This window comes from Candidatus Pelagibacter giovannonii (genome assembly GCF_012276695.1).
GTDB classification, from domain to species: domain Bacteria; phylum Pseudomonadota; class Alphaproteobacteria; order Pelagibacterales; family Pelagibacteraceae; genus Pelagibacter; species Pelagibacter giovannonii.
Map to the genome: position 1 here is coordinate 451,489 of NZ_CP038852.1, position 21,626 is coordinate 473,114.

A 21,626-nucleotide genomic window follows, 5' to 3' on the forward strand; every position below is an offset into this window, starting at 1 on the left:
TCCAATATATTAGCTGTGAATGCTTTCTCTATTTTATCAAAATATTATTTTAAAAAATCCTAAATCAATTTTTGTACTACTATTAATTACCCTTTTAAGTTTTGGATATTTTTCTAAAGATTTTAGGCTAGATGCCTCATCTGATACTCTGTTAATCGAAGGGGACCCCGATCTTGAATATTTGAAAGAAGTTACTGAAAGATATGGCTCTAAAGAGTTTTTAATCTTAACTTATTCTCCTAATGAGGGAATGGTTACTGAATCTTCTATTAATAATCTTTTAAGTTTAAAATATAAAATTCAAAGTCTAGATTGGGTTCATAGCGTTATTACACTACTTGATATCCCTTTATTAAATAATTCAGAAGCACCTCTTCAAGAAAGACTAGAAAGTTTTAAAACTTTAAAAGATGAAGATGTCGATACTGAAAGAGGATTTAAAGAAATATTAAATAGTCCAGTTTTTAGAAATTTTGTAATAAGTGAAGATGGTAAAACAAGTGGCATAATTGTTTATATAAAAAAAGATGAACTAAAAGATATTGAAAGTAAATCAACTCAAGAAATTGAAGAATATAAAGATACTTTAAAAAAGAAAAATCATGAAAATATCACCCAAATAAGAGAGGTTATTAAAACCTATGGAGATGTTGGAAAAATATACTTAGGAGGTATTCCAATGATCACTGATGATATGATGTCATTTATTAAAAGTGATATTATTGTTTTTGGTCTAGGAGTTCTTATATTTATTATTGCTACTCTGTGGTTTATATTTAGAAAACTAATTTGGATTATTGTTCCAATTAGTAGCTGCTTTTTTTCAGTTTTAATTATGACAGGTCTACTTGGTCTTTTAGGCTGGAAGGTTACTGTTATATCCTCAAATTTTATTGCTCTAATGTTAATTCTAACTATGGCAATGAATATTCATATGAGTACCCGTTTTCTACAATTAAGAGAAGATTTTCAAAATTTAGATAATTTGAAAATTATTACAATGACAACTAGTAAGATGTTTTGGCCGATCATTTACACAGTACTTACAACTATATGTGCTTTTCTATCTTTAGTATTTAGTGGCATTAAACCTATTATCGATTTTGGATGGATGATGACTTTAGGATTGATAACTTCTTTTATCATTACATTCACTTTACTCCCTACTCTATTGAGCTTTATGTCTAACAATAAAGTAAAGGTTAAAGAAGATACAGATTCTAAAATTACTTCTTTTTTTGGTAAAATTTCTATTAACAACAAAAGTATAATTTTTTTAGTAACAGGTTTGGTTGTTGCCTTAAGTGTTGTTGGAATAAGTAAGCTTGAAGTTGAAAACAGTTTTATAAATTATTTTAATAAAAATACTGAGATCTACAAAGGCATGAAGCTTATTGATGAAAAACTAGGTGGCACTACACCTTTAGAAGTTATATTAAAATTTCCGAAGAATGTCGCTGTTGAGTCTAAGGAAGATGATGAGTTTGAAAGCTGGGATGATGAAGGTGGTAAAGATGATGAAAAATACTGGTTTACTAAAGATAAAATTCAAAAAATTCAAAATGTTCATAATTATTTAGATAATCTTCCTGCGGTTGGAAAAGTTTTATCATTTAGCTCAATCATTGAAGTTGCTACACAATTAAATAACAACAAACCCCTTGGAACCTTAGAAATGGGTGTTCTTTATTCAAAAATTCCAGAAAGTATAAAAAAAGATATTATAGATCCCTACATATCAATAAAAGATAATGAAGCTAGGATAAGTCTTAGAATTATTGACTCACAGGATGGTTTAAGAAGAAATGATTTAATAAACCAAATAAATTATGATCTTGAGAATAAATTAAAACTTAGCGAGGAAGAATTTAAACTAGCTGGTGTTTTAATCTTATTTAATAATTTACTCCAAAGTCTTTTTAAATCTCAAATACTAACATTGGGTTTGGTTATGGTTGGAATTTTTGCCATGTTTATGATTTTATTTAGAAATTTTAAACTATCACTTATTGGTGTTGTTCCTAATTTTATTGCAGCTTTCTTCATTTTAGGAATTATCGGTCTCCTTGGAATACCACTTGATATGATGACTATTACTATTGCAGCAATAACTATAGGTATAGCGGTAGATAATAGCATTCACTATATATATAGATTTAAAGAAGAGTTTTTAAAAAATAAAGATTACAATAAAACACTAAAAGTTTGTCACTCAACAGTGGGTGTTGCAATACTAAATACTTCAATAACTATTGTCTTTGGTTTTTCAATTCTTGTTTTTTCTAAATTTATACCAACAATTTACTTTGGTGTATTCACTGGTTTAGCAATGTTGCTTGCAATGATTTCTGTATTAACTTTGCTACCCTCTCTTATTTTAATAAGTAAACCATTCGGAAAATAAAGTCATTATGCTTGAAGCTTTAAAAGATTTTTATCAGGTAGTTTCTTTAATAGACCTAATATTTATAATCATTACAATTTTTTCAGTTATCAAGTGTTATAGTAAAGGTTTTGTTTTAAGTTTATTGTCAGCTTCAAAGTGGTTGTTGGCATATGTTGTAACTTTAATTCTTTTTCCAAAAGCTAAGCCTTATTTTAAAAATATAATTGATAGTGAATATGTCTTAGATATTGCACTCGGTATAACTATTTTTGTTTTAGTGGTCTTTATTATTCTAATTGCAAACAAGGCTATTAGTAAAACAGTAAAATTTGTGGGATTAGGAAGGCTCGATTCCTTATTTGGCTTATTTTTTGGATTTATTCGAAGTTATGTTATCTGTATTTGTTTATTTTCAGTTATAGATATTGTGTATAATTATAGTAAATGGCCAATTAATACTGATAAATCATACACCTTTCCATACATAGAAAAAGGTAGTAATTATTTATTGAAAGAGTTTCCAAATGAAAAAAACTATCAAGATTCTAAAGAAAAAATTGAAGAACTATAATCCAAAACTTAAAGAGGAATGCGGTGTATTTGGTATAAGCAATAGTAATGATGCTGCTGCCCTAACTGCTTTAGGTCTCCATGCACTTCAGCATAGAGGTCAGGAAGGATGTGGGATTGTATCATTTGATGGGAAAAAATATCATTCAGAAAAAAGATTTGGTCTGGTTGGAGATAATTTTAACAAAGAAAAAGTATTGAAAAATTTACTTGGGAAATATGCTATTGGTCATAACAGATATAGTACTACTGGTGAAAATACCTTAAGAAATATCCAGCCTTTCTTTGCAGATACTAACGCAGGTGGTATTGGTGTTGCACATAATGGAAATTTGACTAACTCTGTTACACTTAGAAATAAGTTAGTTGAAGATGGAGCAATTTTTTACACAACGTCAGATACTGAAACAATTGTTCAATTGATAGCAAAATCAAAAAGAAACAAAACTGTTGATAAGGTTATTGATGCTATATTTCAAATTCAAGGTGGCTACGCATTGGTTATGCTTACACAAAACACGTTAATAGGTGTTAGGGACCCACATGGAATACGGCCTTTAATTATTGGTAAAATAAAAGATAGTTACGTCTTAGCATCCGAAACATGTGCGCTAGATATTATAGGAGCAAAGTACGTAAGAGATGTAGAAAATGGTGAAATTGTTTTAATTGAAAACAATGAGTTAAAAAGTTTTAAACCCTTCCCTGCAAGAAAAGTTAGGCCTTGTGTTTTTGAATATATTTATTTTGCAAGACCAGATAGTTTATTAGATGGAAAATCAGCTTATGAGCATAGAAAAAACCTAGGTATAGAGCTTGCTAAAGAAAATAAGATTGATGCAGATATAATAGTTCCTGTACCGGACTCAGGGAATGCGGCAGCACTTGGATTTGCTCAGCACTTAAAAATTAATTTTGAATTAGGTTTAATTAGAAATCATTATGTTGGAAGAACGTTTATAGAACCCAGTCAAAAGATTAGAAGTTTGGGGGTTAAATTAAAATTAAATGCTAATCAATCTACAATTAAAGATAAAAGAATTATTTTGATAGATGACTCGCTTGTAAGAGGAACAACTTCACATAAAATTGTTAAAATGCTTTATGACGCTGGTGCAAAAGAGGTCCATGTTAAAATTGCCTGTCCAGAAATTAGATATCCTGACTTTTATGGAGTGGATACACCAACTAAAAAAGAGCTTCTTGCGGCAAACAAAACAAATGAAGAAATTTGTGAATATATAGGTGCCAAATCTTTGGATTTTTTATCACTTGAGGGTTTGTATAGAGCAATAGGATTTGAAAAACGTAATGACATGTATCCACAATTAACAGATCATTATTTTACAGGTGAATACCCAGTTAAACCTATAGACGAGCTGGGTGATGATAAAATTACTCAATTATCATTGTTAAGCACTGCTTCGAATAACTAAATTAACTATCATATAATTCTCATAAAGAAAGTCTGAATATAAAGACTTTAAAATGAACATTAAACCCTTATATATAAATCAATGATCACTCACAAAGAGCACATAATCAAATATTTTGAATCTGGAATTAAAGATATTAAAGATTTTAAAATTGGTATTGAACATGAAAAATTTTTGTTTGATGAAAAAACAAACAAAAGAGTAGACTACTCTACTGTCCTTAAAATGTTTTCACTACTAAGTGAGTTTGGATGGAAGCCAATAATGGAAAAAGAAAATATTATTGGGTTGCAAAAACAAGGAAAAAGCATCACCCTAGAACCTGGAAATCAAATTGAATTATCAGGAGATAAATTAAACAATATTCATGAGGCTTGTGCCGAATCTCATGATTACTTATTTGAATTACAACAAGTAACTAAAAAATTGAATTTAAAAATTGTTAGTGCTGGTTTTGATCCTATTTCAAGCCTTAGTGGAGTTCCTAATAATCCAAAACAAAGATATCAAGTAATGACTAAAGATATGCCTAATGGTGGTGCTTTAAGCTTAGACATGATGTATAGGACTTGTGGTACACAACTTAATTTAGATTACGATTCTGAAAAAGATTTTATTAAAAAATTTAAAATAATAAATTCTATAGTTCCTATATCTATTGCACTATTTGCAAATTCTTCAATTGTTGAAAAGAAAAATAGTGGTTACAGCTCTTATCGATCTAAAGTTTGGCAAGAAACATCAAGAGGGGGTTTACCTGAAGTTTTTTTTGATAATATGGATTTTGAAAAATATGCAGATTTTTCAATAAACTTTCCTTTATTATTTATTCAAAACGAAAAAGAATATTTATCAGGAAGCAATTATTCATTTTCGGATTTCATGAATGGAAAAATTAATGAAATTAATAACCGACTTCCAACTGAAGGCGATTTAACCACTCACCTAAGTACAATTTTTACAGAAAATAGACTTAAGAAATATATAGAATTAAGATCTATGGACACTTGTGGTTGGGACTGCTTGTGTTCTGGGCCTGCTTTTAACACTGGAATTTTATATGGTAACTTAGATGAGGCTTACGAATTAATCTCTAAGTGGGATAAAAATAAAATAATTAATGCGTACCTAGAAGCACCTAAAAAAGGTTTTAATACTGAGTTGATGGGAAAAGATCTATTACATTGGTCATCATTGCTGCTAGGTATTTCAAGAAAAGGATTATTAAACAGAGATATTTTGAATAAATCTAATGATAATGAGGCTAAATTTTTAAATCACCTTGATAAACTGATTGATAATAAGACAACAAACGCAGATCATATGATGGATAAATTTTCTAAGAATGAAAATTTAAACGATTTATATGACAAATAAGATAGTTGCAATTCAAGGTGATCATCCTTCAAAACTAAAACCCCTAACTGATACTAGTATATTTCTAGCCATTGAGGCACAAAGATTAAAATACAAAATTTTTTATTATGAGCCAAAAGACCTTTCAATAATCAACGATAAGGTTGTAGCTAATGGATATTACGTAGAATTTAGTTATTCAAATAAACGTTTTTTTAAAAAATTAAATCAGCAGAAACTAGAACTGACTAAATGTAAATATATTTTGATACGTCAAGATCCTCCTTTTAATTTAGAATACATTTCAACTACTTACATTTTAGATAAAATAAAAGATAAAGTTAAAGTTATTAATAATCCAACATCTATTAGAAATATTTCTGAAAAACTATACTCAACATCATTTCAAAAATATATGCCCACTACCATTTTTACAAAAGACATGAATGAAATTAATAAATTTTTTTCTAAAAATAAAAAAATGATTATTAAACCTATTCATAGCTTTAGTGGAAATGATATTCATTTATTTCAAAATAAGATAGATACTAAATTAATTAAAAATTTCATAAAAAAGCATGGACATATTATGTGTCAAAAATTTTTACCTAAAATTAAGTTTGGAGATAAAAGAGTTTTTATAATTAATGGCAAAGTTTGTGGTGCCATCTCTAGAGTTCCAAAAAAAGGATCTTTTTTAAGTAACATGAGTAAAGGGGCCATACCTGTCTCAGTTAAATTAACAAAAATAGAAAACGAAATTTCAAATATAATTGGTAAAAGTCTTAAAAAAAACGACATCTACTTTTCTGGTATTGATTTTATTGACCAAAAATTAAATGGAGATATTAATGTTACATCTCCTACTGGATTAAAATCTTTTTATGATCTTACAAGTATTAATCTTGCAAAAATATTTTGGAAAGGATTAAAAGCTTGAACAATTTAACTGAGCAACAAAAAGGTTCTTTACTCGCATTTGTTGCAGTAATGTTTATTACGCCTGACAGTTTATTTATTAGACTTTCTAATGTTGATACTTGGGGGCTTGTTTTTTATCGAGGTCTTATTCCTTTCATCACTGTATTTTTAGGAATGTTATTAATTTATAAATTAAATTTCTTTAAAATGCTTTTTTCAAGTGGTTATCATGGCTTACTTTATATTGGTACTTTTTCTGTAACTAATATTACATTTGTTGTTTCGATACAAAATACCAATGTTGCAAACACATTAGTTATGATTGCAATGGCTCCTATGTTATCTGCGGTACTTGGTGCAATATTTTTAAAAGAATTACCAGATAGAAAAACATGGATTACAATATTTGTAACTTTTACAGCAGCTATTTATATATTCTACGATTCATTACAGCTGGGTAACTTTTATGGAGATATATTAGGCTTAATAACTGCTTTAGGTTTAGCTGTTGGTGCAGTTACTATTAGATCTGCTAAGGATAAAAATCTAATTCCTGCAGCTGTTGTTGGAAAGCTAATTGTGGCTATGTTTGCACTTCTGTTTATTGAGAGTTTTGCACTAGTGGATAATGACCTAATCATTGTTCCTTTAATGTGTATTATGTGTGTTGCTATACCTTTTGTGCTTGTCACCATAGCTCCAAGGTTCATACCTGCAGCTGAAGTTAACTTATTTTTTTTATTAGAGACTATAATTGGTCCCATCTGGGTATGGTTGATTATTAAGGAGCAACCTAGTCTTGAAACTATACAGGGTGGTACTGTTATCATCACAGCCATTGCAATCCACTCATTTATTAAATTAAAGAATTCTTAATTTAATCATAATAAAGACTTGATTTACATTTAGATCGCAAATAAGTACGGTCAATTTTATGAATAAAGTTTTAAAGAATTCTTGGGCATTGTTTTTAGGTATGGGCTTTTTAATGATGGCCTATGGATTTCAGGGTTCACTCCTAGGTGTAAGAGCTGTTCAAGAAGAATTCAGTTTAGCTTCAACTGGTTTTATGATGTCTGGGTATTTTGTTGGATATTTTATTGGTACATCAACAATTACTGTTCTTATATCTAGAGTTGGTCATATTAGAGTTTTTGCAGCTTTTGCATCTTTAGCATCTTTAGTTATTTTAGTTCACTCAGTTTTTGTTAATCCTCTTGTTTGGTTTTTTTTAAGAGTGTTAACAGGAATAAGCATGGTTTGTATTTATACAGTTGCTGAAAGTTGGCTAAACGATAGATCATCCAATAAAAATAGAGGAAGTGTTTTGTCTATTTATATGGTCATTTTATATGGCTCAATGGGTATAGGAATGTTTTTACTAAATTTTAGTAGTCCTGCAAATTATGAACCTTTCATATTAATTTCAATCATTACATCTATTGCACTTATACCTATTCTCTTAACTAAAAAAAAACCACCAACATTTAAAAAAATTAAAGGTATGCCTTTAAAAGAACTTTATGAAACTTCACCATTTGGAATGGTAAGTGCTCTTTTTTATGGAACAATCCAGTCAGCGCTATTTACATTGTTAGCAGTATATGCGGCATCAATGAATTTTACTATTTTTCAAATATCACTTGTAACTTTTCTTTTAGCAATTTCTGGTGCTATCTCTCAATATCCTATTGGAAAGCTTTCTGACAAATATGATAGAAGAAAAGTAATAGTCATCTCAACTTTCGGTGCTTCTTTTTTTGCTTTACTTGCTATTCTATCATCAGGTCAAATGTACTTGCCTGGTGAACTTGCTACAAGCAAAGTATGGTTTTTTATTTTTTTAATTTTATTTTCTATTTGTAGCTTACCGATGTTCTCTTTAATTTGTGCACATACTAATGATTATATACCAAAAGAAAAATTTGTAGCAGCTGGGGCAGGTATACAGTTTACATTTGGCTTGGGCGCTATGAGTGGTCCATTCCTTTGTTCAATATTTATGAATGTTGTTGGCTCTAATGGTTTTTTTGTATTTTTACTTTTCTTTCATGCTTTAATAGGTGTGTTTGGTGTATATAGAATGAGAGTTAGACAAACAGTTGAAAACCCAGACTCTCAGTTCGTCGCTATGCCTTCAACTATTACACCTGCTGGTATTGAATTAAATCCAACAACAGAACCTATTGAAGAACCCAAAAAACCTGAAGAGGTTCAACCAGTAACAAATCTTTAAGCGTATTGGCCAGCCACATACCCAGAAGACCAAGCCCATTGAAAATTATAACCACCTAAATGGCCAGTAACATCTACAACTTCTCCAATAAAAAATAATCCAGGGTGTTTATTGGACATCATTGTTTTAGAAGAAATTTCTTCAGTGTCAATACCACCCAATGTAACTTCTGCAGTTCTATAACCTTCAGTTCCAATCGGATTTATCGCCCAAGCATTTATAGAATTACTCAAGCTGGTTAATACTTTGTTAGATAATTCACATATATTTCCATTAACGCTATTTTCATTACAGATTATATGAGCTAATCGTTTAGGAAGGATTTCAGAAATTATAATGCTTATATCTTGTTTAGGATTAGAAATTTTTCTATCATTTAGAAATCTATCTACATCTAGTTTTGGTGATAAGTTGACTTTGATATCATCTCCCAATTTCCAATAAGAAGAAATTTGTAATATAGAGGGTCCGCTCAAACCTCTATGGGTAAACAACATCCCTTCTTCAAAAAAAGTTTTTTTAAATGAAACAACTGCTTCAACAGATAACCCTGTAAGTTCCTTGCAAATTGCTAGTATTTTTTCACTAAAAGTTAAAGGAACTAATGCTGGTAATGTTTCAATAACTTTTAAATTAAATTTTTGAGCAATATCATAGCCAAATTTACTTGCTCCAATTTTTGGAATAGATAGACCACCCGTTGCAATAATTAAAGATTCACAAAAATATTTATCCTCACCAACAACTATAAAATATTTATTATCTTGTTTATCTATATCATCAATAGTTGTATTTTTTTTTAAAACTACATTTGCCATCTCACACTCTAAAAGTAACATATCTATGATTTGTTGAGCACTTTCGTCACAAAAGAGTTGTCCTAATTTTTTTTCATGAAATTTAATATTATGTTTTTTTATTAAATCTATGAAGTTATTTTGGGTGTATTGTTTTAAAGCTGATATTACAAATTTTGGATTGCTTGATATAAACTTACTGGGGTGAGTATGTATGTTTGTAAAATTACATCTTCCACCACCAGATATTCTAATTTTTTCTCCTATTTTTTTTGCATGATCAACTAAAAGTACTTTTCTTCCACGCTTACCAGCTTCTATAGAACTCATCATGCCAGCAGCACCTGCACCTACAACAATAACATCAAATTTTTCTGTCATGGATTAATAATAAAATTTAGTAATGTGGAGGTTTTTTATCAATCATAACCATTCCCGCATCATCACTATTCTCTAATTCATTAATTCTTTTTTCAATATTTGAAATTTGTTTTTTTAAAACTGATACTTCTTTTTGCTGAGAATACAGTTCATTGCTCATTTGGGATATTTCATTTTGAAGAAAGCTGATCTGTTCTTCTAACTTTTTGACTAAATCTTCCATATAAATACAACTTAAAAGAGTTTCAAAATAAATCAAATAGTCAATTATTAAAATTTTTGTTAAGGTTGAATTATAAGATAATAAAAATTATGCCTTCATTTGATGTAATCAGTAAAATTAGCTACCCAGAATTTGATAATGCTCTTGCCAACTGTTTAAGGGAAATTAGCAATAGATTTGATTTTAAAGGACTTAATATTTCAATTGAAAGAAAAGATAAGATTATTACCACATTAGCACCTGATGAATTAAAACTAAAACAAGTAAATGAATTATTGCAAGTTCATCTTATAAGACGAAAAGTAGATCCAAGATTCATAACAATTAAAAATTCAGAAAATGCTGCAGGTTCATCAATTAGACAAGTTAGCGAACTAGAAGAAGGTATTAGCCAAGAAAATGCAAAAAAGATTATTGCTGAAATAAAGAAACTAAAACTTAAAATTCAGATTAAAATTCAAGGAGAAGATTTACGAGCTGAAGGAAAAAAAAGAGATGACCTTCAAGAAGCAATGTCAGCAATAAGTGCTGTTGATATTGGTCTACCCATAGAATTTGTTAACTTCAGAGATTAAAAATCATAAAATAACAATCATAGGTTGAACTCATTTTAGACAGTATTTAAAAGAATTAATATAAATCTGGTTGAATATTAATAATTTCTTTGATCAAATAATTTTTTAAAAAAATGCCTTTAAAAAATAAAAAAAAAAAGAAAATTAAATCTTCAAAAAATAGGTCTAGCTTGACAAGGCTAGCTTCTATTACCACCAATACTTTAAGTAATGCATATTCAAAATATAAAAAAAATGTAGAAAAGAAAAAAATCAAAGAAATTAAGTTAAAAAAACTTGAAGAAAAAAATGAGATTTTAAAAGAACAAAAAGAATTAAAAATTTTGAAAGAAAAACTTCAAAAAGAAAATAATAAATTAAATTTAAAAGATAAGGAATTAAAAATTAAAGAAGAGTCTATTAAAACAGAAAATAAAAGACTAATTAAAAAAGATGAAGATTTGGGTCAAATTGACAAAGACCTCAGAGTAAAAGAAAAAGAACTCAAGCTTAAAGGAGAAGAACAAAATAGAAAAGAATTAGATTTAAGAGTTAGGGAAGAAGAACAAAAAAACAAAGAATTAAAGGAAAGAAGAAAAAAAGAAAAATTTTTAAAAGAAATAAGAGATCAAGAGGAATTAAAGAAAGAAATTGAAAATATTAAATTGAAAGAATGGGAAGAAAAATTTGACCAAGAACAAAAATTAAAATTACAAGAAGAATTAATAAAAGAACAAAAGTTTAAAGAAAGAGAATTTGCAAAAAAAGAGATAGATAATAATCAAGACTCAGAGGTAACTACTTCAGCTTTAGAAGATTTTAAAATCGACAAAACCTCGCAAAACTAAACTTGGATAAAGAAAACGCAAGTAAACTGTGGAAAATGATACAGGAAGCTGGCGATTATTTACGGAGTTAGCAGGACAACCTAACCCACACTATCCTACATTAAACTACAGTGCTTATGCGGATATTAAAAAGTTAGTTTGAAATAAATCGCTTAAAGACTCATCGATTTAAGCAACAAACTAGAGCATAGACTAGAACATTTAGAGATAAATCAAATAGTCAATTCTAGAGGTTTTTGATAACATTTTATTATGAAAAAACTTTTAGGGATCTTGATTCTCGGTTTTCTGTTGAGTGGGAATGCTAATGCAGGTGTTAATGAACCTGGAGTAACGTCTATAGCAGGGTGTGATAGTGGTCTTAAATCGGTAAATAAAAAATTTATAAAAAAACATTTAAAAAAATTATCAAAAAAAAATGAAACTAGTGTTCTCTATGCCAGTTGCGATTATGATAATTATTCTTGGGCAGTTAATAAAGGCAAGGACTTAGAAAAACTTCATAAGAAAACATATAAACAATGTACGAAATATGCCAAGAAACATACGGGTAAAGAATGTTATTTGTATGCTGTTAATGATGAAATTGTTTGGAAATACGACAAGGCTAAAGCATTAATCTTAGCAAAAACTGAAACAGCAGAAGCAAGTGTATTAATAGAAAGAAAAAAAAAATTAAATAAGAAACCAGGAAGATTTTTTGAAGATCAACCTGATGTAAGTGATGATTTTCAATTCCATTTAATTTATTTTTTAGACAATAAAACTAAAGATAAGGAAAGAGATATATCTGGATATATTGAGAAAGAAATGAAAAAAGCTGATGATGCTTTTTTTAAAATGACTAAAAACAAACAAAGATTTAAGTTTGATTATAGAGAAGATGGAAAACTAGATGTGACTTTCGTTAGAATGGATAGAAAAGCAAGAAGTGGTGGATGGAATGTAAATTATCCAGATTATTATCTAACAAAAAATGGTTTTAATAACCCTAAAAAAATGTATTTATCTTTTACCGACTCTGCTAGCGGAGATGGGGGACAAATGGGCCCACATCATGGGTATATTTTTATAGGTAAAGCAGGCTCTCAGTATCCTCAAATTATAATTCATGAAATGCTGCACGGTTTAGGTTTTGCTATGCCTTGCACAAAAGGAGTACGAGATGGAGCCCACATGGGTTCTGGAATTTTAGCACGGGGTGGAGGATTAAAACTTCCAAAAGCACTTTATGGTCATGATGATTTAACATGTCCAGATTTAAAGGACTCTGTTTATTTAACCCCAACATCAGACAACCCTTTTGACCCTCTGCCTATTGCATGTGCTTTAGGACAAATGAAAAGAGGTAGTCCACCAGGTAATTTTGAAATTCCTCCTAGATACACTCATAAAAAATTACTCAAAGGTAGAAAGAATGAGTGGTGTACATATAATCTCCATACTTATGCTGAAGATGATTGGTTTAAAAAGTGGAAAAAATAAAAGAAAACCTATGTTTGCTTGGTTATTAAAAAAGACTTGGCGTTAATACAAACCAATTTTAACGATGAAACTGACAAGAAACTGAGTGGAATAACCACCAACAAATGTGATAGCCTTTAATCATGAAAAAACTTTTAGGGATCATCGTTCTGGGTTATAGGATTTTATAGGATAAACTAGAACATAGACTAGAACATTTAGAGATGTTTCAAGGTTTAGTGGGTTATGAATAAAGAAAACGCAAGTAAACTGTGGAAAATGATACAGGAAGCCGGCCTTTATTTACTAGGTCAGTTACCAAGCCATCCAAATCATCCAAAAGGTAGAAACCCCTATGCTCATGTTGCTTTATGTGTCAAAGAGAAGTTTGGCAACTCATATAAAGATATTCCTGATGAAAAGTTTCAAGAAGTTGTTGATTACATTAACTTTTTGAAAGAGAACCCAAGTTAAACAAGAGAACATTTTGTTCTCACTCGGATAAGTGCCTGGTTTGTGCCTAGTCTGTCCCAGATAATCCTATAACCCAGAACCATGATCCCTAAAAGTTTTTTCATTAATTAAATTTATCCATAATTGATTAATAAAATTATTATAGCGATAGTTATTAATACAGCACTCACAATAATATAATTCAGCCTAATATTAAATTTTTTGAATACTATTTCAGTAATTTTTTCCCAGAATACTACAATGAAGAGGACAATTATAGCTGGCAGAATAAATTTTATCATTTCTAATTTTTTAAAATTATAGCAATGTAACTAAATAAGAAAAAAATTGACAAACCTGCGAGATATTTTGTTTCCCTGGTTTTCCCAAATTTTTTATATTGGATTATACTTAATAATATAAATGTTATTGAAGTAATCAAAAAATATATTGGTTCAATAATTCCACCTAATTTAATCATTATAAACTCTACTAAATCATAAATTGGGTATCTAGGTGTGGAATAGTCGCTAGTTAGAATTCATTGATTCTAGGTCCTTTTTTCTTTAGTCTATAATTCCTGCTAAATTTTTAGCAGCCTTTTTTTTGGATCCTGCAGTTAATCCTTTGACATAGGCTGTTGCTATTCTTTCTGGATTTTTAATATTTCTTTTTTTGAATTTTTTTAATAAATCTTTGTAGTTAGGTTTTCTAGGCATTACTTAATAAAATTTAAAAAAGTCTCAATATCAGATAGATTAGTATTCCATGCAGTAACTAATCTAACCGCCTTACCATCCCATTCATCATCATTAATTGTATATCCTTCTGAATTTAATTGATCAATTATATCTTTTGGTATCTTTACAAATATTTCATTCGCATCAGTAGGATAAGCCAGCTCAATATTTTTGTGTTGGTTTAAACCTTGACTTAATTTTTTACCCATAGCGTTTGCATGTTTTGCATTTCTTAGCCAAACTTCATTTGTGATATAGGCATCTAATTGTGCTGATACAAAACTCATTTTTGAGAGTAAATGCCCTGCTCTTTTCATTAAAAAAGGTAAGTTACCAACTAACTCTGGTTTGAAAAAAATAATAGCTTCTGCTGCTAAACATCCATTTTTAGTTGCTCCAAAAGAAAGTACGTCAATACCAGATTTCCAAGTCATTTCTGCAGGGCTACAATCTAGTGAAACTAAAGCATTAGCAAACCTAGCTCCATCCATATGCATATTAAGTTTATGATTATGAGCAATTTCTGATATTTTTTTTATTTCATCTAATTCATAAGCTTCACCTGTTTCGCAAAGTTGTGTAATACTTACTGATGAAGGTTGAGTGTGATGAACAACACCCTTCCCACTAATTGATTTATTGAGCTCCTCAGCAGTAATTTTTCCATTAACTCCGTTAAGATTTACTAATTTTGCTCCCCCAGTATAAAATTCAGGTGCTCCACATTCATCTACATTAATATGAGAAAGTTTATGACAATAGATATTTCCAAAAGATGGTGTCATCGTAGATAAAGCTAGTGCATTAGCTGCAGTTCCAGAAGATGTTGGAAAAATAATTACCTTTTTTTCAAATATTTCTGAAAATTTATCTTGTAAATTTTTTGAAATTTCGTCATCACCATAGGGAGCTCTATCTCCATCATTAGCTTTTAAAATTGCATCCAATACTTCAGGACAAGCACCTGCAACATTATCTGAGGCAAATTTTACTCGCTCTCTTTTTGTTTTAATTTTTTCCATATTTATTGTTTTGGAAAATAATCTTTCAATTCACCTTCTCTATAAACATCTGCAGTACAACAATGAAGTCCACCTCCAAATGCATAGGCGTCTCTCATGTCTACTGGTATTACTTCCATACCTAATTTATCTAATTGTTCTGCTTGATATACTTCACTTTTTTCAACACAAACAGTTTTTGGATCTAATACTAGAACATTCATTGATAGCCATGTTGACGAATAACAAAGTGCAGGTGGTTCATTATGAGCTGGTTGTGCACTATCAATAATTTCCCAGCCGTTATCTTCAAATAATTTTCTTTGTTCTTTTGGTAGTCTTCTTTGTGGATTATTAATAATTAAACCCTCTTTAATTGGGGTAAAAGTTGCATCTATATGAATTGGATATGGGTCACCTGGAAAATTAACTGCATGAACTCTATGGTCTTTATAATGTCTTTTTAACCAATCAATTCCTTTTAGATTGGTTGTAAAACCATGCTGAACAACAAGATCTTTACCAAACCTTAAAACATCTGCAGCATCAAATAAAGGTTCCTCTTCAGTTGTTACAAAAAATTTATCTTCAGTCCATTCTAATCTTTTTTGAATTCCAATTTTATCTGATAAATAATCCTTTCTATAATCCGCGTCAGTTAATCTTGGTTTAGGAGCGGCTTCATGTCTCATATTAGGATCATCATCATAATATTTTTTTAACAAAGGTCTGTAACAAAGATATTCGAACCATCTACATCTATAACTCATCGTTGCTTCTAAAATTTCACTTCCAACAGTTAATAAAACATCTCTTGGTGGCATACAGCCAAACATTGTATCTGCCTCCCAATCTGGAGTTGATGTTTTTTTATTAAAATCTATTGGATCTGGTCTATCTACTTTAATGCCTCTTTTAATAAGCATATTTGAAAAATCATCTAACAACTGATTTGCCTTATCAACTGTATCTTTTGTTCTTGGTCCAAACTGACCACGCATGTCAGAATCTTCTGGAACCTTAGCGTCCAAAGCTGGTTCTGGTGCTGGAATACAAGTACCGTCAGCCTTACCAACAATTACATGCTTTAAAGGATCCCATTCATTCCAGCTATTAACTACAGTTTTTTTACTCATAATTTATGATTTAATAATATTATGTTCTGGTCCAAAAGGAAACTTAGTAATGTTTTCAGCATTATCTTTTCCTATAACTAGGATATCATGTTCTCTGTATCCACCAGCTCCTGGTTTTCCATCAGGTATCATGATCATAGGCTCCATAGAAACGACCATATTTTCTTCTAATACAGTGTCTATGTCCTCTCGTAATTCTAGTCCAGCTTCTCTACCATAGAAATGAGATAGGACACCAAATGAATGACCATAACCAAATGTTCGGTAATGAAGATAACCAAGTTCAGCAAATAGCTCATTCAGCTCATGACAGATGGCAGAACATTTCACACCTGGTTTAATTAACTCTAGTCCTCTTTTATGAACTTTAACATTTGCTTCCCAAGCTTTTAAAGAGGCATCATCTATTTTATCTAAAAAAAGAGTTCTCTCTAAAGCTGTGTAGTACCCTGAGATCATAGGAAAGGTATTTAAAGAAAGAATATCTCCTGCTTCTAATTTTCTATTAGTTTTTGGGTTATGCGCTCCATCTGTATTTAATCCTGACTGAAACCAAACCCAGGTATCCATATATTCAGCATCAGGGTAGGTTTTTGCAATTTCACGCTCCATTTTATCTCTACCTGCTATTGCAATTTCAAGCTCACTTTCTCCAACTTTAATATTCTTTACAATCTCTTCACCCCCAAGATCAGCAATTCTTGCACCATTTTTAATAATTTCTATTTCTTCACTAGACTTTTTCATCCTTAGTTGCATCAAATCCTTAGAAACATCACTAAAAACTGAAAAAGTAAAAATAGACGTAAGCTTTTCTTTCACATCTAAAGTTACATGATCGTTTTCAATGCCAATATTTTTTGGTGGTTCATCTCTTCCTATAATTGAAACTATAGCTTTTAAAAAATTATCTCTTTTCCAGTCAGTATAAATTACGTTATCACCATGAGATCTCCGCCAAGGTTGGCTTGCATCTATGTTTGCAGAAATTGTTGAAATTTTATTGGCTGTTACAATACATCCATAAGGTCTACCAAAAGAACAATAGATGAATCCTGTATAGTAGGCAATATTGTGCATCGAAGTTAAAATAATCATATCAAGATTATTTTTACTCATTATGGTTCTTAAATTAGTTAATCGTCTTTGATATTCTTGATCTGTGAAAGGTAATTTTGCCTTATCTCCATTTTTTAAAGTAAAAAAATCAGGTCTTTCCATTATAATTAATTAAGAGCAATAAACCGTCTATTAGATTTAATTGTAAGACTATAATAAATAATAGACATAAAAAGGAAGAAGCCTCCTATTATCGTATTAGTAGATGGTATTTCATTAATTCCTAAAATTGGAATCCATACCCAAAATATACCACCTATAACTTCAGTTAATGACAACAAAGTTAATTCTGCCGCTGGTATAGCTTTTGATCCTATAGAATATAAAATCAACCCCATACAAACTAATGTTCCATGAATAGAAAATAATGCTCCATTATAACTTGTAGATAGAAAAACCATATCATTAGATAAAATAACTATTGCTGCAACTACAAAGCAGAATAAACCTGCAAATGCTACAGTTGTAAATTTTGGAGTTTCTTTTTTCCATCTCAAGGTTACTGAAAAAATAGAAAACCCAATAGACGAAGTCATTCCAAAAATAAGTCCTAATAAAGAATTTTTTTCTGTATTACCTAAAGCTATTATTATTATTCCAACTGTTGCAATAAATATGGCTATCCAAACATTGACTGATATTCTTTCTTTTAAAAATAAGAAACCTAATAAAGCTGTAAAAAAAGGCATGGCAGCTAAGCAAAGCAAAGTAACAGCAGCGCTAGTATTTGTAATGGAGTAAATGAAGGTTATCATTGCAATACCTAGTCCAGTTCCACCAATGATACCTGAAATTCCAATTTTTAAATAATTCTTATAAAAATCTTTTCCTTCCTCAAAGAAAAGATAAAGATTTAAAATCAAAAAGATTGTAAGGCCACGTGCAAAAATATATTGCCATGGAACTAAATTTGGTTCATTCATATACCGAACAACTAAAGGTCCAAAAGACCATATAAGACCCGCTAATAAAACAACAGGTATAGCAATTTTTTCATTTTTTAACTCAAGCATTGATGGATATTTAATAGTAATTATTTTGTACTACAATAAAAATGAGATCTATTTAAAAATATTAATATTTGACCCTATTGGAGAGTAACAATCAATTAACTCACCTTTTTTGAATGTAGATTGCCCATCTTTGAATAGACCCCACACATTTGACTCTACAAATGATTTAATTCTGAATGATTCTTGACCTTTTAAAACTTCTAGCTCTATTTTTCCATCATTAGTTGAAGTTAACTTAGCTTTTAAAAATCTAATAATCTTTTTACTCTTTGAATAATTATTTTTTAATTTAGCTTTAAATGGTTTTTCAACCTTAACACCAAGAATATTAAACAGATAAGGATAAACAAAAAATCTAAAGCAAGCAGATGAAGAAATAGGATTACCAGGTAGCCCAAAAATAGCTTTTTCAGTTTTCTTAAATTTTGCAAACAATACTGGTTTACCAGGTCTAATCGAAACACCTTTAAAAAAATTAGATAAACTAAATTTATTAATTATGTGGGGAACAAAATCATGTTTACCAGCAGATACGGCACCAGATGTAATTATAATATCTATTTTAGATTTAAAACTTTTTTCTATTTTTTTTTGAAAAAGTTTAGCGTCCTTATCTCTTAAAATTCCACCATCTATAAAGTTAAATAAAAAATTATTAGATAAGGATTTTATGTAATAACTATTAGAGTTTCTAACTTTCCAATTAGCAACATTCCTATTGTTAGAAATTTCATTTCCTGTTGAAAAAAATAAAATATTAGGCTTCATTTTAACTTTAATATTTACTATGCCTAATGTTTTAAAAGCTAATATATGAGAAGGTTGAATAATAGTACCTTTTTTGATTATTAAATCTCTTTTTTTATAATCTGATCCAGCATATCTGATGTGTTGGTTATTTTTTATTCTTTTATTAATTAAAATAAATTTTCTATTTTTATCAAAAATGATTTTTTCTATTGGAATTATAGTATCAAAATTTTTAGGTATAAGTGCACCTGTCATTACCTCAACAGCTTCAAATTTATTTGTTTTTTTTAAAGATGGGTTATCACCTGCAGATATAGTCTTTAAAATTTTAAAGTTTTGTGAATTATTTTTATTTAACTTGATTGTATCTTTTGAATTGATTGCAAAACCATCAAATGCAGCATTAGTTCCTGCTGGATAATTTACAGCTGAATAGATATCTAATACATTAATCCTATTTAATGACTTTGATGAGTTAATAATTTCATCTTTAATTTTAATCTTTGATTTTAATAAGATTTTTTTAGCTTCTTTGTAATTAATCATTTTAATATTTTTTTAGTATTTTTTTTGCTTCTTCCAAATCTTCTTTAGTATTTATATTAAAAAAAGGATCAAATTTTTTAGGTTCAATATCAATTGTTTTTACTCCTATTTTATTAGCCCAATCTTCCACTTTTCTAAAATTATTATTAATCAAATCATTTTCAAGTGGTTTTAATAATTCAATTGACCACAATCCAAAAATATTGTGTCTTTTGTTGTTTGATTTAACAAAATACAACAGACTATCTTTTAGTTTAATTCTTTTTTGATATTCATCAATAATTGATGTTTCAAAAAAAGGTGTGTCTGATGGATATGTTGCAATCCACTGATATGATTTTTGATTTTCTTTAACCCATTTCATTGCACTCAGAACTCCTGCTAATGGTCCAAAGTCATCAAAACAATCAGGGATTATTGTTACATTTTTTATTTTTTTTGTATCTATGCTGTGGCTTGAGACAATAAGTATCTCCTCATATCTATTGCTAATTTTTAATAAAACGTGTTCTAACAATGTTTTATCGCCAAGTTTTGTCTGGTTTTTATCTTCACCAAATCTCTTTGACTTTCCACCAGCTAGCACAACAGCTAAAATATTGTTATCTTTCATAAATCAAAATATAAAACATTAATCTCTTAATTAAAGAATTATAATGGACTTAGAAATTTTAGAAATTGCATCTAATACCGAAAACCACAAAGTGCTTAAAAAGCATACACATCAATCAAGGAATAAAAACCCTTTATGCGGTGATGAGATGGAAATTAGCTTAATGGTTAAAGACAATATTGTTCAAGACATGGGTTATCAATGTAGATCATGCGTGTACTGTCAAGCCTCAGTTAGTTTGCTTTCAAGATGGGTTATGCAAGTACCAATAGAAAAAATTTCAGATTTTGTTTCAAAAGCTGAGCTTTTCTTTGATGAAAATTTTGATCAATTAAAAAAAATTAATATAAAAGATTTAAAAGATTTTAAAAAAATAATGAATTCAAAAAATATTTCTAGAAAAGAATGTTTATTGCTTCCTTTTAAAACTCTTTCAAAAGCCCTAAAGCTTTAAAACAACACTAACAGTAAAGATAAAAATATATGATAAATACAATAAAAGAAAACTTTAACAGAGCTCTTTATGCTTTAATATTTTCAATAATTACAATTGGAACTCTTTCATTCTTGAGTTTTGAAACACCTTATGGATTATTTTTAGCTGGATCATTTGGATCTTCGATGGTTTTACTTTTTGGATATCCAGAAAGTCCTTTTGCTCAACCCAAAAATGTTTTTTTTGGACACTTAGTAACATCTGTGGTTGGTGTATTAATTTTAAAGTTCCTTCCAGTTGATCAATTTTTACAAATAGCTATTGCAGTAGGTCTTGGTATTTTTGTAATGATACTGCTTGGTGTTACTCACCCACCAGCAGGTGGAAATCCTATTGTCATAATACTTGGTGCAGTTTCTTATGATTTTTTATTAAATCCAATTATTTTTGGTTCAATAATAATAATTGTTTACGCAATTATTCTAAATCGTTTCATTTTAAAGAAAAACTACCCAAGTAGTTGGAAGAGTTAATCTTTAGATTTTTTATTTCGCCAGCTTAATTGTGCTGGCGGAATTAAGCTCTGATATGCATTTATGCAATTAAAGATAGAATAAAAATTAATTATACTCAATATTTCCCCTATT

The 21,626-nt window shown here is 29.3% G+C and carries 22 protein-coding genes; 13 read left to right on the forward strand and 9 right to left on the reverse strand.

Annotated elements, in window-relative coordinates; all coding sequences use genetic code 11:
• The first annotated feature begins 19 nt into the window (after positions 1 to 19).
• The 7 genes from E5R92_RS02585 (at position 20) to E5R92_RS02615 (ending at position 8,905) form a co-directional block, all read left to right on the forward strand.
• On the forward strand, positions 20 to 2,404 hold the full coding sequence (locus tag E5R92_RS02585) for an efflux RND transporter permease subunit (RefSeq protein ID WP_168606548.1): 2,385 nt from the start codon (positions 20 to 22) through the stop codon (positions 2,402 to 2,404).
• Between the two features lie 7 nt (positions 2,405 to 2,411).
• Positions 2,412 to 2,957: a CvpA family protein gene (locus E5R92_RS02590; RefSeq protein ID WP_168606549.1), complete on the forward strand. Its 546-nt coding sequence runs from the start codon at positions 2,412 to 2,414 to the stop codon at positions 2,955 to 2,957.
• Positions 2,911 to 4,392 (forward strand): amidophosphoribosyltransferase, encoded by a 1,482-nt coding sequence (gene purF / locus E5R92_RS02595; protein WP_168606550.1) that lies wholly within the window; start codon positions 2,911 to 2,913, stop codon positions 4,390 to 4,392. Before E5R92_RS02590 ends, purF begins: the two co-directional genes overlap by 47 nt.
• An 81-nt stretch (positions 4,393 to 4,473) precedes the next feature.
• A complete protein-coding gene (locus E5R92_RS02600) occupies positions 4,474 to 5,769 on the forward strand; it encodes a glutamate--cysteine ligase (RefSeq protein ID WP_168606551.1) in 1,296 nt (431 codons plus the stop codon).
• A complete protein-coding gene (gene gshB, locus E5R92_RS02605; RefSeq protein WP_168606552.1) occupies positions 5,759 to 6,688 on the forward strand; it encodes a glutathione synthase in 930 nt (309 codons plus the stop codon). The genes E5R92_RS02600 and gshB overlap by 11 nt, the downstream gene beginning before the upstream one ends.
• Positions 6,685 to 7,545: a DMT family transporter gene (locus tag E5R92_RS02610; RefSeq protein WP_168606553.1), complete on the forward strand. Its 861-nt coding sequence runs from the start codon at positions 6,685 to 6,687 to the stop codon at positions 7,543 to 7,545. The genes gshB and E5R92_RS02610 overlap by 4 nt, the downstream gene beginning before the upstream one ends.
• 58 nt (positions 7,546 to 7,603) lie before the next feature.
• Positions 7,604 to 8,905 (forward strand): MFS transporter, encoded by a 1,302-nt coding sequence (locus E5R92_RS02615; protein WP_168606554.1) that lies wholly within the window; start codon positions 7,604 to 7,606, stop codon positions 8,903 to 8,905.
• Here E5R92_RS02615 and E5R92_RS02620 read toward each other — a convergent pair.
• Positions 8,902 to 10,083: a BaiN/RdsA family NAD(P)/FAD-dependent oxidoreductase gene (locus tag E5R92_RS02620; RefSeq protein ID WP_168606555.1), complete on the reverse strand. Its 1,182-nt coding sequence runs from the start codon at positions 10,081 to 10,083 to the stop codon at positions 8,902 to 8,904. The genes E5R92_RS02615 and E5R92_RS02620 overlap by 4 nt on opposite strands.
• Positions 10,084 to 10,099: 16 nt before the next feature.
• Positions 10,100 to 10,306, reverse strand: coding sequence for a SlyX family protein (locus E5R92_RS02625; RefSeq protein ID WP_168606556.1), 207 nt, complete (start codon positions 10,304 to 10,306; stop codon positions 10,100 to 10,102).
• Between the two features lie 89 nt (positions 10,307 to 10,395).
• Here E5R92_RS02625 and E5R92_RS02630 point away from each other — a divergent pair, with 89 nt between their 5' ends.
• The 4 genes from E5R92_RS02630 (at position 10,396) to E5R92_RS02645 (ending at position 13,646) form a co-directional block, all read left to right on the forward strand.
• Positions 10,396 to 10,881 carry a YajQ family cyclic di-GMP-binding protein gene (locus tag E5R92_RS02630; RefSeq protein ID WP_168606557.1) on the forward strand — a complete coding sequence of 162 codons (486 nt, stop codon included), beginning with the start codon at positions 10,396 to 10,398 and terminating at the stop codon, positions 10,879 to 10,881.
• Positions 10,882 to 10,994: 113 nt separating this feature from the next.
• Positions 10,995 to 11,708, forward strand: coding sequence for a hypothetical protein (locus E5R92_RS02635; protein WP_168606558.1), 714 nt, complete (start codon positions 10,995 to 10,997; stop codon positions 11,706 to 11,708).
• Between the two features lie 252 nt (positions 11,709 to 11,960).
• Positions 11,961 to 13,193 carry a DUF3810 domain-containing protein gene (locus tag E5R92_RS02640; RefSeq protein ID WP_168606559.1) on the forward strand — a complete coding sequence of 411 codons (1,233 nt, stop codon included), beginning with the start codon at positions 11,961 to 11,963 and terminating at the stop codon, positions 13,191 to 13,193.
• Between the two features lie 225 nt (positions 13,194 to 13,418).
• Positions 13,419 to 13,646, forward strand: a complete 228-nt coding sequence (locus E5R92_RS02645) for a hypothetical protein (protein WP_168606560.1) — start codon at positions 13,419 to 13,421, stop codon at positions 13,644 to 13,646.
• Positions 13,647 to 14,191: 545 nt separating this feature from the next.
• Here the strand turns inward: E5R92_RS02645 and E5R92_RS02650 are convergent.
• The 7 genes from E5R92_RS02650 to E5R92_RS02680 are packed head-to-tail and all read right to left on the reverse strand — an operon-like array spanning position 14,192 to position 20,543.
• Positions 14,192 to 14,344 (reverse strand): hypothetical protein, encoded by a 153-nt coding sequence (locus E5R92_RS02650; protein WP_168606561.1) that lies wholly within the window; start codon positions 14,342 to 14,344, stop codon positions 14,192 to 14,194.
• Complete coding sequence (locus E5R92_RS02655) at positions 14,344 to 15,387, reverse strand: threonine aldolase family protein (RefSeq protein ID WP_168606562.1); 1,044 nt, start codon at positions 15,385 to 15,387, stop codon at positions 14,344 to 14,346. Before E5R92_RS02655 ends, E5R92_RS02650 begins: the two co-directional genes overlap by 1 nt.
• 2 nt (positions 15,388 to 15,389) lie before the next feature.
• Positions 15,390 to 16,502 (reverse strand): serine/threonine protein kinase, encoded by a 1,113-nt coding sequence (locus tag E5R92_RS02660; protein ID WP_168606563.1) that lies wholly within the window; start codon positions 16,500 to 16,502, stop codon positions 15,390 to 15,392.
• A 3-nt stretch (positions 16,503 to 16,505) separates the two neighbouring features.
• Entirely contained in the window at positions 16,506 to 17,723 is a 1,218-nt protein-coding gene (locus tag E5R92_RS02665) for an aminopeptidase P family protein (protein WP_168606564.1), read from the reverse strand.
• A gap of 5 nt (positions 17,724 to 17,728) precedes the next feature.
• Complete coding sequence (locus E5R92_RS02670; protein WP_168606565.1) at positions 17,729 to 18,634, reverse strand: DMT family transporter; 906 nt, start codon at positions 18,632 to 18,634, stop codon at positions 17,729 to 17,731.
• A 48-nt stretch (positions 18,635 to 18,682) separates the two neighbouring features.
• A complete protein-coding gene (locus E5R92_RS02675) occupies positions 18,683 to 19,930 on the reverse strand; it encodes a molybdopterin molybdotransferase MoeA (RefSeq protein ID WP_168606566.1) in 1,248 nt (415 codons plus the stop codon).
• A 1-nt stretch (position 19,931) separates the two neighbouring features.
• Positions 19,932 to 20,543, reverse strand: a complete 612-nt coding sequence (locus tag E5R92_RS02680) for a molybdenum cofactor guanylyltransferase (RefSeq protein ID WP_168606567.1) — start codon at positions 20,541 to 20,543, stop codon at positions 19,932 to 19,934.
• Positions 20,544 to 20,586: 43 nt separating this feature from the next.
• On the opposite strand from E5R92_RS02680, the gene E5R92_RS02685 reads away from it, so the two are divergent.
• Positions 20,587 to 20,997 carry an iron-sulfur cluster assembly scaffold protein gene (locus E5R92_RS02685; protein ID WP_168606568.1) on the forward strand — a complete coding sequence of 137 codons (411 nt, stop codon included), beginning with the start codon at positions 20,587 to 20,589 and terminating at the stop codon, positions 20,995 to 20,997.
• Positions 20,998 to 21,026: 29 nt separating this feature from the next.
• Complete coding sequence (locus tag E5R92_RS02690) at positions 21,027 to 21,512, forward strand: HPP family protein (RefSeq protein ID WP_168606569.1); 486 nt, start codon at positions 21,027 to 21,029, stop codon at positions 21,510 to 21,512.
• Positions 21,513 to 21,626: the final 114 nt, after the last annotated feature.